Origin of the sequence: Pontibacter burrus (assembly GCF_010686685.1) — a bacterium.
GTDB lineage: Bacteria > Bacteroidota > Bacteroidia > Cytophagales > Hymenobacteraceae > Pontibacter > Pontibacter burrus.
On record NZ_JAAGWD010000004.1, the window covers coordinates 128668 to 144060 of the forward strand.

4 protein-coding genes and 1 pseudogene are annotated in these 15393 nt (G+C 45.4%); 3 read left to right on the plus strand and 2 right to left on the minus strand.

Features of this window, described 5'->3' with window-relative positions; translation table 11 throughout:
- Positions 1–211: 211 nt before the first annotated feature.
- Entirely contained in the window at positions 212–2779 is a 2568-nt protein-coding gene (locus GXP69_RS10125) for a M14 metallopeptidase family protein (protein WP_163914954.1), read from the minus strand.
- Between the two features lie 823 nt (positions 2780–3602).
- On the opposite strand from GXP69_RS10125, the pseudogene GXP69_RS19360 reads away from it, so the two are divergent.
- Positions 3603–4403 (plus strand): annotated as a pseudogene (locus GXP69_RS19360) (immunoglobulin domain-containing protein); the annotation flags it as partial.
- A gap of 3 nt (positions 4404–4406) precedes the next feature.
- Entirely contained in the window at positions 4407–11816 is a 7410-nt protein-coding gene (locus GXP69_RS10130) for an Ig-like domain-containing protein (protein ID WP_163914955.1), read from the plus strand.
- Between the two features lie 183 nt (positions 11817–11999).
- Here GXP69_RS10130 and GXP69_RS10135 read toward each other — a convergent pair whose 3' ends face one another.
- Positions 12000–12689: a TIGR02117 family protein gene (locus tag GXP69_RS10135; RefSeq protein ID WP_163914956.1), complete on the minus strand. Its 690-nt coding sequence runs from the start codon at positions 12687–12689 to the stop codon at positions 12000–12002.
- A gap of 139 nt (positions 12690–12828) precedes the next feature.
- Here GXP69_RS10135 and GXP69_RS10140 point away from each other — a divergent pair, with 139 nt between their 5' ends.
- On the plus strand, positions 12829–15384 hold the full coding sequence (locus GXP69_RS10140) for a M14 family metallopeptidase (RefSeq protein ID WP_163914957.1): 2556 nt from the start codon (positions 12829–12831) through the stop codon (positions 15382–15384).
- The last annotated feature ends 9 nt before the right edge of the window (positions 15385–15393 follow it).

Here is a 15393-nt window from a genome sequence, read left to right on the forward strand (position 1 = left end):
CATAATTGTAATAGAGTTATTGGTAAATTAAAAGGAATAAAAATGTGGTTTTGTAATTATAACTATATTTATAATTAGTTTAATGAGTGGCAGAGTGCGGTAATTGTATCGTTATTCGGCTGGAGTAGTATAGGAATAGAACTTAGATAATGTGAAATAAAAAAAGCCCGGACCAAAGTCCGGGCTTTTTTAACAGGTTATAGTTATATTTTTATTCTGCGCGGGCAGATCCGCTGCTGATGATATTGCCAAAGAATATGCCGTTCAGGAACAGTTTGTTAGTGCCGTACCAGAATGCTCTGAAGTTAGGGTTATCTGGCATAGCGATGACACGACCAGCACCTATAGCTGTTACCGCTACAGCTGCTGAATTTTTGGCCTGTTCCAGGTTCTGTTTCGAGATATAGCCTGCCATCAGCGGCTTGCTGGTGTATATTACCGGGTTTGCATACGGGTTTTTAGATGGCTCCACAAACAGCGTATTGCTGCGGAAGATTGGTAGCTGGTTGTCAGTGTAGCCATACGCCAGTGGGTGCGTGAGATCAAGTGTGGTTTCGAAAATGGCACCGCCTATTACCTGGGCACCTGTTTCGCTGCTCAGTTCGGTGTAAGGTCTTCTGGTGCGGGCCTGGTTGTCTTTGTTCTCTTTGAACGTTATAGTACTAATGCCATTTGAGGCCAGCCATTTAATAGCTTCGCCCATGCCAATCACCGTGCCGCCCTGATGTACCCAGGTACGCAGTTTATCTTTTGATATGCTGTTGTAAGAGCCATCTGCCATTACCAGCACATTGTAGCGATCCAGGTTGGCGCGGTTAAACTGGTCAGTTGTAATCAGGGTAGTCTGAATATCGAAGCGGTTATCGAGCAGGTGCCAAGCTTCGCCGGCATCGTTGCTGTTTACGCCATTGCCGGTAAGTAACATAATGCTAGGTTTACGCAGGTTCTGCATCATCGGGCTGCCCAGTTTAATCCCTTCCGTGGTAAGGCCGGTTTCCATGGCCACTATCTCAATGCCGTTGGTAGTAGCTACATCCTGTAATAAGGTATAAAGATCTGCTGATGAAACAGGCTGCCCTGCTACAGGTATCAGTATAGTGCCATAGTTAAAGGTTCTGCCGTTTCCTGCAAAGGTGTTGGTCGCCACTTTTGCCTGTATGCCTTTGTTGAATAAGATGTTGAGGGCGCGCGGAGCGTAGTAATCTTTCCACTCAAAAGCGTAAGCATAGGTGCTTTGCCCGCCTGTTACTTTGCCGGTTGGTAATTGTGGGTTTGTTACCAGCTCGCCGAGTTGTGCAGGTTTATAGTTCTTGCTTGTCAGGGCATCATATTCCAGATCAAAAGCCAGCGGGAAGGTCCAGGCAGAGATGTCGTAGAACAGGCTGTCCTGAAACGTGGTGCGCTTCTCAAACATGGCCTCTATCAGTTTATATTGCGGCTGCTCCAGTGGAACTATAAATGCATTTTGTGGCGAATAAGTGCGGTTGCCTGTTTTTATAGTTTCTTTCGGTCTGTAAATAGAAATCTGGTGCTGACGAATAATATCTGCCAGATGGTAAGCACGCGCAGGATCTGTTTCTGAGCCGAAAATGTAAGCCTTGTTAGTTGCCTTTTTAGATTCGTTCAGTGCCTGCTTATAGAAGTCGCGCTGGTGTGCCAGTAACTTCTCACGCATGCTATGGGCTGCTTCCAGAGTCGAAAGTGTGGTAACAAATTGGTTACGGATGGTGAACGGGAAGGTAAGTACGCCATTTACGCTTTCCTGCGCATGACCACGCGAGCTAGCCTGCTCGAACAGAATACCTACTGCACCATGAATGTCCGGATACGTAGAACCTTTGCCATAGTAAAAGTCGTCGAAGCTTTCTTCTGTATAGTACAGCGAGCCGATCTTGTCCAGCGCCTTTGCGTGGTAGTTGCCTATTTCGCGGGTTAATTTATAGTTGGTTTCCGGAGTGAGTGGGTGGTTGCGGCTTGGTATGCCCGGCTGGAAAAAGAAAGTGGAATTGGTGCCCATCTCGTGGTGGTCGGTAAGCAGGTTTGGTTTCCACTCATGGAAGCTGGCAAGTCTGCCCTTCGATTCAGGATGTTGTAGCGGGAGCCAGTCGCGGTTAAGGTCGAACCAGTAGTGGTTGGTGCGGCCACGCGGCCATACTTCGTTAAACTCGGAGCTGTTAGGGTCGGTAACCAGGTTTTTGCCACGGTTGGTATTTACCCAGCTTGCAAAACGGTTCAGACCGTCAGGGTTTATAGACGGATCAACAAGTATGATAGATTCCTGCAGCAACTTGTCGATTTCAGGCCCTTCGGCGGCAGCTAAATGGTAAACTGCCAGTAAAGCGGCATTGCTGCCACTTGGCTCATTGCCATGCACACTATAGCCCATCCAAACCACTACCGGCATTTTGCTGATGTCCAGCTTCGCAGATGCAGCTGGGTCGGTAAGCTGCTTATGCTGTGCCTTCAGCTGGTTAATGTTCTTGTGATTTTCCGGCGATGTGATGGTGAGTAGGTAAAGTGGACGGTTTTCGTGTGTGCGGCCATACTCTGCCAAGGTGATTCTGTCTGATGCCTGAGCCATGTGGCGCATGTACATTACAAGCTGGTCGTGGCTTACGTGCCATTCGCCCACTTCGTAGCCCAGCACCTGCTGCGGTGTCGGAATGTTCTTGTTATAGCTTACGTCCTTTGGCAGATAGTAAGTGAGGGTGGTCTGTGCCTGTGCCCACTGCGTGCATAAGAATAGTGCTGTAACAACTATAGCGTACAGTTTCTTCATAGATTAATTAAAGTATTTAGTTATAGTAAGTTGTAAATGCAATTTGCTGTTTTATAGTGCCTTTTGCAAATAGTTAAGCCCTAGAAATGGTGGTGAATACAATGAATTTATAGAGTTGCCGATATGCTGTTTTTCGGCTTTACAGATTGTATGGTTTTATGCTGCCAGTAGCCCGTAAAGTAACTACACCTTTCAGTTATAAGCCCTTACTATTTTAGATTGAAGCTATAGTTAGCGCCTCATTAGCCTCGTGTTTGCTTCCTGTTGTAGTTTTCTTATTATCAAGCTTCTTGCTCTCTTTCTAATTGTACATCTATAGTTCTGTTTTAGCAAAATGTATAATTGTACTCAAATTATACATATATGAAAAGTCATATATGTATATATAGTTCAATATAATTTAATTTAAACGTATGTTTTGTTAGATGTGTATTGAAAAAGTTATAGATAAATGCAACATATATCAATTTTACCTGTACTATATGGATAAAATATTGAACAAAATATAACAAAGATATATGGTGAATTTATACTTTATTGTTTTTGTGCAAATATGCAGGTATGTGTGCTGCCATTGCAGGGATAACATCTTGCGTCCACCAGATAAGTCTTAAATATAAATTTTTCGGACTATAGTTACCAGCTATAGTTCAGTGGAAAGCCACCTTTTTTAAGGTGGCTGGCCTTGTATTGCCTTATTGCTACCACACCGCCTCAGCCCTAACCCGGGAGCAACACCCAACACAGACCCAAATCGCTTTAATCCCCAAAAGTTTTTAACCTCATGAGAAAGAATTTTACAAACCTGATCAGCTGGCCGGGCATGAGCCGGCAAAAGTTAATTTCGCTTCTTACTTTTCATTTGCTGCTGGCATTATTGCTTATAGGGCAACAGGTTTCTGCACAGACCACCGAGCCGTTTAGAGATGATTTTAGTAATACCTCAAAGACAACAACAGGCCCCATAGGTAGAGGAAGCATAACCATTACTGCCGGAGAGTTAAGAGTATCTGGTAGTGGGAGTGGTCCTCAGACCAGTAGAGGTTTTGATGTTTATGCAGGTACAGCAAATTCTTATACCTTTTATCCCGGAATTACTTACACAATTTCGATTGATGCAAGGAAGGTCAATACATTTGAATTAAACGGTAACTTAGAATTTACTTATGGCACAACTTCAGCGATTGCTAGAAGTGGTTCAGCAGTAGTAATTGGGAGTGCTTTAATTTCTCAAACTGCAAATAATACTTTCACTTCAACTTTTGAGGTAACGGCGCAGCAAAGCCTTTTTATAGGTTTGCACTTATTTAGTGGACAAAATGCGAGCCAATTAGTCTTAGATAATTTTGTCATTACTGCCGCTTGCATCAATCTCGCTCCTCCAACTGTAACAAACACAACTGTTACTAGATGCGACACAGGTCCTATAACTTTATCTAGCACTGTAGTTGGAGAAAATAATCCATCTGCAGGGGCAACCAATAGATGGTACTCAGCTGCAACTGGTGGAATTGTGCTTGCAACTGGTGCAAACTATACAAGAAATTTAACTGATAATAACCCTATTACAGTTTATGTGGGAAGTTATAATACATTAACGGGCTGTGAGAGCTCAGTAAGAGTAGCTGTGACAGCTAGAGCAATTCAAACACCAACAGCAACTGTTATTCCCACAACTCCTGCACCAGTCTGTCAAGGACAATCAGTAGTACTGACTGCAACGGATGCTCCAGCTGGGCAAACGTATGCTTACCAATGGCGAAATAATGGCACTGATATACTTAATGCTACTGGCAGGACTTACACAGCTAATGTAACCGGAAGCTATTCAGTTATAATTACTAATACTACAGGCGGGGCAAACTGTCCAAGTGCCCCATCTGCAGCTGTACCAGTTACTGTTACTACACCTCCAACAGTGTCGGTCGTAGCATCGCAGCCTAATATTTGTGCTGGGCAATCAACTACATTAACAGCAAGCGGAGCTACAAGCTATACCTGGTCTCCAGCTACTGGGTTGAGTAATACAACAGGTGCAACAGTAACAGCAAACCCAACTACAACAACTACCTATACAGTAACTGCTGTATCAGGTGGTTGTACAGTAACATCTCAGGTAACAGTAAACGTAAACCCACGGCCATCAGTACCTTCAGTTAGCGGTACAGCTACATTGATATGTGAATCAGGATCAACGGTACTAACTGTTACAGGTGCACCTGCAGGCGGCGGTTATCAGTGGTATACAGGTCCAACAGGAAATAACGCCATTACAGGCGCAACTGGTTCAAGCTATACTACCCCGAATATTAGTACAACTACTAGATACTATGTTGCGACAGTAAGCCCGCAGGGCTGCGAAAGCGCTACCAGAACAGAAGTGATTGCAAGGGTAGTGCCAAGGCCGGTAGCAACTATAACACCGGCAGGCCCTGTAAGTGTTTGTGCCGGAACCCCAGCTACTCTAACTGCACCATCACCACCAACCGGAAAAACTTATTCTTACCAGTGGTACAGAAATGGCGAAGCTATAAGTAATGCTACAAGTATATCTTACAGTACAACTGAAGCGGGTTCTTATCAATTAGTTATCACAGACCCAGCTGAGAACTGCCCAAGTAATCTTTCTACACCTGTTACAGTTCGGATAAATGCGTTGCCAGATGCCCCCTCTACTACATCCGAAGCACGTTGTGGTAGCGGTACTATAACATTAACTGCGAGTGGTGCGCCTTCTGGTGGTAGTTATCGCTGGTATACTGCTTCATCAGGTGGCAGCGCGATTTCAGGACAAACAGATGGTACATATTCCCCATCACTAAGTGCTAATACTACTTTTTATGTGAGTACTGTAAGTGCTGAAGGCTGTGAGAGTGCAACCAGAACTCCGGTTACGGCAACAATCAACACTATTCCGCTGGTAAGTATCTCTGCTGCAACAGCAACCTCATTTTGTAATGGTTCTTCTGTAGTATTAAGCTCCAGCGTAGCACCAGCCACACCAGCAAATGGAGGAAGTTATTCATATCAATGGTATGAGCAGACTGGAGGTGAGATTGCCGGTGCAAACCAGAGCACTTTTACAGCAAATGCTTCAGGGAGGTATTTTTTAGTTGTAACTAACTCTAGTGGCACTTGCCAGAGTGTTAACTCTAACTTTATTACCGTTACAGTTAACCCAATACCGGCTACCCCTGTTGTAAATGGCCCTTTTGAGCGATGTGGTAACGGTACCGTTACCCTATCTGGAACTGCAGGAGCGAATGGCAATACGCTGCGTTGGTACAGTGCGGAAAGCGGGGGTAGTATATTAAGAGAAGGGCTAACATTTACAACTCCAGTACTTAATGCTGATACAGAATATTATGTATCTACCTATAATACTACAACCCGGTGTGAGAGTGATCGGATACTTGTGAATGTAATTGTGAAGCCTCTGCCTGATGTTACCATTACACCAACTGGCCCAACAAGCTTCTGTATAGGCAATTCGGTACTGTTGGTTGCAGTAGATAACGAAGCTTATAGTTATCAATGGTATAAGGGTATCCCTAATGGAGTAAATTCACCTATTACAGGGGCAACAGGAAGTACCTATGAAGTAGAAGAGGTTGGTACAAATAATTTCTATGCAGTAATAACCAGAGACGGTTGCTCGGTGGCATCCAATGTAATTGCTGTTACAGTAAGTGAGAGACCAAACAGTGCTGCTATATCTATAGTTGGAGCTACTACTTTTTGTAATACTGGAAGTGTGCGGCTTGAAGCTCCTGCAGGAACTGGTTATTCTTATGCATGGCAGATAAAAGATGGAACCACTTATTTACCTGCAGTAGGCAAAGATGGAGCAAATAACAATACAAGGGTATTTGTTGCTGATAAAAGTGGAACATACAGAGTAGTAGTTACTAAAACCACAAACGGTGTGTCCTGCGATAAAGAGTCAGATGAAGTAACTGTAACAGTACTGCCTCAACCAACAGCAAGTATAGCCCCACCAACTATAGTACAGCAATGCGAGCAGCGGAACGGGGCTACAACTTATACTGTTGTCGGTACTTACTCCAACGGTACAGGTGTTTGGTCATCTTCTGACAGCAGATTTACTATTTCAGACATAAATGAGTCTACCAATGCTGAGGGGGTTACGACATCAACTATAACTGTTACAGCGCCTGCCAGTGTTACAAGCGAACTGAGTACAACTATACGATTAAACGTAACTGAAAATATAGCTTCTTGTAATCCGGCATCTGCAACTGTAAATCTAACAGTGTGGCCCTTGCCAGTCGCAACTATCTCAACATCCGGAACAACAACTTTCTGCGCGGGTGGCAGTGTAACACTTACAGCCAGCAACGGCTCTAGTTACCTGTGGAGCAACGGTGCTACTACACAATCTATTATTGTAAATGCTTCCGGAAACTATAGTGTGACTGTTTTCAGTAGCCGAGGTTGCGAAACTACATCAGCACCTGTTGCAGTAACAGTCAATCCGATGCCGGAAGCAACTATAATGGTTGATGGAGATCTTACCTTTTGCCAGGGCGGGTCGGTTATTCTAAGCGCACCAGAGGCACCAGCAGGAAGTACATATGCTTACCAGTGGTTGAATGGAACTACAGAAATTACCGCAAATGGCAACGGTAGAACCTTTACGGCGACCGTAAGCGGTAACTATAGAGTAAGAGTAACTGATACCAGCAAACCTACAAGTTGCAGTGTCACAACTTCTGAACCAACTATAGTCACTGTTAATACCAGACCAACTGCCAGTATATCTGCCAACGGGGCTCCTACAACATTCTGCCAAGGTGGCTCAGTAACACTCACTGCCACAGCTACACCATCAGCTCCAGCTTCGCCAGGTACTTATACATACCAGTGGTATAATGCTAGCGGTATTATTGACGGTGCTATTAATCGAACATATGCAACAACTGAGAGCGGTGCTTACTACGTTATCATTACAAACTCAGCTGGTGCTTGTAGTAGTGCGCAGTCTAATACAATAAATGTAACTGTAAATACAGTACCCAAAGCAACTATAGCTACAACATCTCCGACAACCTTCTGTGAGGGTGGTTCTGTAGTACTTACTGCTGTAGCTGATCCTACAATGCCTGCTAGTGGAAACTATTCTTATGTTTGGAGAAGGGGTGGAACAGTTATACCTGAAGCTACCGGACTAACTTATAAAGCAGAAACAGCAGGTAGTTATACTGTAACAATCATAAACCCTGAAAGTAGTGGCAGCTGTGAAAGTACAACATCTGCAGCTGTTACAGTAACAGTTAACACCCGGCCAAAAGCAACTATAGCGGCAGCTTCTGCAACTACATTCTGCAATGGTGGTTCTGTTGTTCTTACAGCTACAGCTGAACCTGCAACACCGGTAGGTACAGGTAGTTATACTTATCAATGGTTTAATAGCACTAGCCCAACGCCAAATACGCCTGTAGGTAGTGCTCGAACTTATACTGCAACCACAAGTGGATCTTACTATGTTGTTATTACCAATACCGCAGGTGGTTGCGCCGGCGCACCATCAGGTAGTATACCTGTCACAGTTAATCCTATTCCGGTTGCAAATGCTGGTGGAGATAAAACAATGTGCTCCGGTGAATCAGTTATTTTAGGTGTTGCTCCAGTTGCCGGCTATACGTATAGCTGGGCTCCATCAACAGGGTTGAGTGCAAATAATGTGGCACAGCCAACACTTACGATTTCAAATACAGGTAGTAACAACATTACCACAACTTATACTTTAACTGTTTTGCAGAATGGTTGTTCAAGTACCAGCTCTGCAACTATTACAGTAAGACCAACGCTAACAAATAATACCATAAGTTCAGCACATACTATATGCGAGAATGCAACTCCTCAGACACTCACAGGTAGTATACCTAGTGGTGGGGGCGGAGCCGGTTCGTACAGTTATCAATGGCAAAGCAGCACGGGTGGCTCAGCTTACGCTAATATACAAGGTGCTACCGCTCAAAACTATAGTCCTGGCCCATTAACTGCAACAACATCATTCAGAAGAATAGTACGATCTGCAGCCTGTGCCAGTACAACAGAAAATATAAGTACCCCTGTAACAATCACTGTTACACCAACTGCCCGGTTAGTTCTTATACTAACAGCCAGCCCATTCCCAGTCTGTCCTGGCCAGAACACGACCTATACGGCCCGTGTGATACAGAACCCTACCAAAGTTAACTACCCGGATAATCCGCGCTTTGAGCAGGTTACCTGGGTAGGTGGAACAGATGTTACTGATCTGTTCCTGTTCGACTGGTGGAAGAATAATACTGTTGACAACCAGGAAGGGCAAACCGGGCCAACCGTAAGTCAGGCGGGGTTATCATCGAAAGACTTCTTTACAGTGAGGGCCAAACCAAAAAATCCAATAACCATTCCTTGTTATGTGTATGATAACAAACCAGAGATGGTAGTCAATGACAATAAAGGAAATGTTCTGTTCTCAAACCGCATTTACTTGGGGATGCCTGAGAATTATGAAGTTAGTATAACAGCAAACCCTACAGGGCCAATTTGCCCTGGTACACCAGTAACCTTTACTGCTACTCCGGCAGTAAACGCTATTGTGTCATCAACATTGATGCTTAACTGGAGAGTAAATGAACGTATAGTAAGCTCAGTTCTTTATTCAACATCTAATCAGTTTACTGCCAATAATCTTAAGAATGGTGATAAAGTAGATCTGACCTTTACGTCTCAGGAAAATAAGTGTAGTCCTGTAGCCTCTAACAATTCCATAACTATGGTTGTGGCTTTAGAGCAAACTTTAGCTGGAGGTGGCGCAATTTGTCAGGGGGCAACAGGCGTACCAATAACTCTCTCAGGTTCTCAATCAGGAATTACATACACGTTGAAGCGAAATGGCACTGAAACTGTTGAAACGCGTACAGGTAATGGAAGCGCTATAACCTTTAGTAGACAAACTACAACAGGGGTTTATACTGTAGAGATTAGCACAGGTGTAGGATTATGCTTCACTACAAATGCAGTTAGGGTAGATGTTACACAGCCACCGACTACACAAACACTAACAGTTGGTAACAATGGAGAGTTTTGTGCCGGCGGAGCGGGCGTTCCGATTACATTAAGTAGTTCACAGACGGGAGTAAGTTATCAGCTAAGAAGAACTTTCGACGGCACAACAACTAATGTTGGGTTACCAATAAATGGTTCTGACGGCCAGTCAATTTCATTCGGTGCCCATACTGATGAAGGCGTTTACTCAGTTGTAGCAACAACTATAGCTGGAAGTACGGTAGCCGCATGTACTACCACTATGGGTAGTGTGACCGTGCAGGTTAATCCACTACCACTTACTCAGACCTTTACAGGTGGTGGTAGTTATTGTGCGGGAGGGGCCGGTGCACCTGTAGGCTTGCAAAGTTCACAGTCTGGTGTGACCTATAACCTTCGTAACAGCAAAGGAGAAATTGTTGGTACAGTTGAAGGTACTGGCAGCGCCATATCGTTCGGAAACTTTAAAGCTGATACTTACACTGTGCAGGCATTAAACGGCGCAACTAATTGCTCCATAACTATAAGCGGCAGTATACAAATATTAGAGACAGCTCTGCCGACTGAATATGCAGTTACAGGAGGAGGTAGTGCCTGCGCAGGCGGCGCCGGTGTTATAGTTGGGTTAGGTAACTCTCAAACCGGAGTTTTATACCAGCTTCGAAGAAGAGCAGTTGATGGTACTGTAACAGATGTAGGTAGCCCTGTAGGTGGTACAACTGGTAGTTCAATCAGTTTTGGTAATCAGACTGTTGCAGGTATTTATAGCGTTATTGCGACTACAATTTCTACCCCAGCCTGCCCGCTTCCAATGCTTGGGGAAGTACCGGTAACTATAAACCCATTGCCTCAGCTCAGAACTGTCAGCGGACCTCCATTCTGCCCTGTAACACAGCCAGACGGAACCTTGATAACTTTGGCAAATTCAGAGTCTGGGGTTACATATACTTTAACCAAAGTAGGCGACCCAAGCTTTACGCCAGTAACAAGAACAGGAACAGGCAGCAGTACAGAGCCATTAAGTTTCGGAACATTTACCCCAGGTACTTATTCGGTTTCAGGTACTAATTCGAGTTCATGTTCTACTCCTAAAGTAGGTGAGGTTACGGTTACAGCTGTCACTTATCCGATAGTAGCAGGGGAGCTTGAAGTGTTCTGGAGAGATAACACGACGAACTGGGAAGTTGTTGCGAAATCTGACCACATTACAAAGGGTGTTGCCATGAATGACAACTTTGTGTATGAGTGGTATGTCGGAGCCAGCGAAAGTTCCGCAACACTCTATACCACTACAAGATATCCAGACAACAGCATTATGATTAATAATCCGGCGGAGGGCTTGTTTGTGAGGTGTATCATCAGAACACCTAGCGGAATATGCCTGCCAGATGTTATAATGGATAATAGAGGTATCATTCCACTTCCAGTAGAGCTCATCTACTTTAAAGGTGTGCGCAAAGACAATACAGTCGTGTTGACCTGGGCTACAGCATCAGAGAAAGAAAATGCGGGCTTCGAGTTACAGGTGTCGCAGGATAACAAGAACTACAGGCAGCTGGAGTTTGTCCCAAGCAAGAATGGCACCAGCTCGTTAAAGCAGCTCTATGAGTTTGTAGACAGAGAAAATGGCAAGTTTGGCACGCGCTACTATCGCCTGAAACAGCTAGACTTGGATGGTCAGTTCTCTTACTATGGTCCGGTGGCGGTGGCCTTTGGTGAGGCAAGTAATAAAGCTATGGTGTACCCGAACCCATTTGAGCGGGAAGTGAAGCTGGAAATTGACGCTGAGAAAGCCACCGTAATGGAGCTGGCAGTTACAAACCTGCAGGGCCGACAACTCATGATTAAAAACGTGAAGGTGGAGCAGGGTAAGAATACGATTACATTGGATCTGGGACCTGATCTGCCGGCTGGTATGTACATAATTACCACGCGCTTTAACGGTACATTCAACAATTTTAAACTATTGAAACAGTAAACTTATTAGGGTTTAAAGCAGAAAGGGACGGGTATTTTACCCGTCTTTTTTATTTTAATACTTAGTAAGAAATGAAAGCAAGATGGATTTGTAAACCCATAGTGTGCCATAGCTATAGTTTTGCTCTTAACTATAGTTGCTTTGAGCATGGGTAGCAACTATAGCCCGGCTACCAAACTATAGTTACCGGTAATGTCGCATCACAGCGAAGGGCAGGGGAGCGAAGAAGGCTGCTCTCAGGTTGGCAGCTTTTAATCCGTTATTCACCCAGTAATTACAGGTTTTGGGGAAGTAAAACTTCTCTCGGGCTTCGTAAAAATTGTCTGTGGAACTATAGCCTTTGCCTTCTATAAGCATAACCTGGTTATTTTGAGTTTGAAATGAGCCGGAGATATAGTTTACAAGTTGTGTGTATTGCTCCGGCGTTACCCAGATCGGGCGTTGGTGCTTGTTGGGTGTGAGCGGCCGTCGGATATATTCTACGTGCATGGCAGATGGCGACGGCCAGAAGATGGCATCCAGGGCAACTTTTAAAGTTAGATCGCTCCATTCCGGGGTTTGCATATAAAAGGCACGATCGCCCCAGCCAAAACCAATATGTGTAAAACTGCTGTCGGCTCCGGCAAAATGGTGTAGTGGTACTTTGTTGCGCCAGTCTATATAGTCTGTTTTAACAGGCAGTACAAGGTCGGTGTGGATGCCATTGGAGGTGAGGTAAATCTGGACTGAATCCTGCTGGGTCGTTGGAGTTGTGCCAGCGCCCACAGGGATGAAACTAAGAATAAAAGCGATAGCAACAGATAACAACATAGTAATTCCGAAGGCGCGAAGCATACCTTTGAACAGCTGTTTTATAGTTGGTTTGGCCGGCATACCTCTTATTTACGAAAGCAACAGCGCCTCACTTAAACCAGTTCAGCCAAATATAGTATAAACCTTGTTTAATAACCGAAAACTGTAACTTTACAGCTATAGTTTTTACTTCCCTTATTTTCACCTACACGTGTTATACATGAGAAATTCTCTGAGAGTATTTGCTGCTTTCCTGTTGCTGTTTCTTTGTGCGCAGTTCGTCTCGGCACAGCAGCGCATCCAGACACCGGCACAGTTTCTGGGTTATGAGCTTGGGCAGCATTTCACCACGCACAGCCGCATCCTGGACTATGTAAATTACCTGGCTACACAGGCTCCTAAGCGCATAAAAGTGCAGGAGTACGGCAAAACGTACGAAGGCAGACCATTGGTGCTGGCCTATGTGGCAACAGAAGAAAACCTGGCGCGACTGGACCAGATACAGCAAAATAACCTGAAGCAGGCAGGAGTACAGCAAGGGCAGGTGCAGGGAAACCAGCCGGCTATAGTTTGGATGAGCTACAACGTGCACGGCAACGAAGCTGTAAGTTCAGAGGCAGTATTGCAGGTGTTGTATGAACTGGCAAATCCGGCAAATACGCAAACCCAGAACTGGCTGAAGAATACGATCGTTATACTTGACCCTTGCGTGAACCCAGATGGGCGCGAGCGTTACGTGCAATGGTACCAGCAGGCAGCTGCACAGGGCGGAAATGCATCGCCGTATGCCTGGGAACATTACGAACCCTGGCCGGGCGGCAGACCAAACCATTATTACTTCGACCTGAACCGCGACTGGGCCTGGCAAACGCAGATAGAATCGAAAAAGCGACTGGAGGTATACAACAACTGGTTGCCGCAGGTGCACGCCGATTTTCATGAGATGGGAGTGGAGTCGCCATATTACTTTTCGCCGGCCGCCAAGCCACTGCACGAAAGCATCACGCCGTGGCAGCGGCAGTTTCAGCACACTATAGGAGACTATAACCGCGCTTACTTCGATAAAAACAACTGGCTGTACTTCACTCGCGAGAGCTTCGACCTGTTTTACCCAAGCTATGGCGATACCTGGCCAACCTTTAACGGGGCCATCGGCATGACCTATGAACAAGGTGGCTCTGGCAGGGCAGGGCTGGCCATCAGAACGCAGAATGGCGATACGCTTACCCTTACCGACCGCATTGCGCACCACGTTGCCGCAAGTATGGCTACCATGCAGGCCACATCCGAAAAAGCCGACCAGCTGAAACAGGAATTCCGGAAATACTATGAGAACAACCTGAATAAACCAGCCGGCGTCCATAAAGCTTTTGTGATACGAAATGATGCGCAAAGCAGAGGCAACCTAAAAACGCTGACAGATTACCTGGAGCGCCAGCAAATTCAATATGGTTATGCCGGCAAAAGCACATCCGGGCGTGGCTTTAGCTATGCGACGGGCAAAGAAGAGAATGTAAAAGTAGGAGAGCGGGACATCGTGATCAGCATGCACCAGCCAAAGTCTACACTGGTAAAAGTGCTTTTCGAGCCAAGTTCAATGCTGGAAGACTCCCTGACCTATGATATTACCTCCTGGGCTTTGCCGTATGCTTTTGGGGTGCAGGCCTATGCCATGAATAAGCGCCTGGACCCTCAGAGTAAAACACTAACAGAACAAACTATAGCTCAGCCAACTATAGAAAAACCGTACGCTTATCTGGCCCGCTGGAACAGCTTGGACGACCTGAGATTTATGTCCGGGCTTATGCAGCAGGGCATAAAAGTACGCATGGCCGAAAAAGCATTTGAAACAGACAAACAGCAGTACACACCAGGTTCGCTTATTATTACCCGCACCGGCAACGAGCGGTTAGGTGATAAGTTTGATACGATAGTTCGCGAGCTTGCTAAGCAATACCAGATAGAATTAGGCGCTACCGGAACAGGTTTTGTAACCACAGGTGCCGACTTCGGTTCCGGTTATGTGCGGAATCTGAAGATGCCAAAGGTAGCCGTTATGACTGGCGAAGGCGTATCTGCTTATGCTTTTGGGGAAGTGTGGCATTATTTCGAGCAGCAGATCAACTACCCGGTTACCGTTATCAATACATCTTATTTTAAGAATGTGCCGCTGCAGGAGTTTGATGTGCTTATTTTACCGTCGGGCAACTATAGCCGGGTACTGGATGAGGCAACACTGGAACAGGTTAAGAATTGGGTAAAGTCGGGTGGCAAACTGATAGCCATGGAAGGCGCAGCAACTTTTCTGGCAGGCAAAAAAGAGTTTAACCTGGAAAAGAAAGACGACGAAAAAGAAGATGCCAAAGAGAAAGCTAAGAAAGACAAGAACCCATACGACCTGCTGAGAACTTACGGCGACCGTGAACGTGAAGCACTAGCCGAAGAAGTACAAGGCAGTGTTTTCCGGGTAAACCTGGACAATACACACCCTCTGGCCTTTGGCTACGGTGATACATATTTTGCGCTCATCCGCTCTGCAAATGCCTTTAAGTACCTCGAGAATGGCTGGAACGTGGGTGTGCTGAAGAAAGACAACTATACCACCGGCTTCGTGGGGGCGGCTGCCAGAACAAAACTACAGGATGTACTTATACTGGGCACGCAACCAATGGGCAGAGGGCAGGTAGTGTATATGCTGGATAACCCCTTGTTCCGCGGGTTCTGGCATAGCGGCAAACTGATGTTCGGAAACGCTGTATTTGTGGTGGGGCAGTAAAGATCTCCT

Excerpts from the sequence above, each read along its gene's own strand:
- GXP69_RS10135 (WP_163914956.1), bottom strand. The coding sequence starts at position 12,689 with ATGCCGGCCAAACCAACTATAAAACAGCTGTTCAAAGGTATGCTTCGC.
- GXP69_RS10140 (WP_163914957.1), top strand. The coding sequence starts at position 12,829 with ATGAGAAATTCTCTGAGAGTATTTGCTGCTTTCCTGTTGCTGTTTCTT.
- GXP69_RS10125 (WP_163914954.1), bottom strand. The coding sequence starts at position 2,779 with ATGAAGAAACTGTACGCTATAGTTGTTACAGCACTATTCTTATGCACG.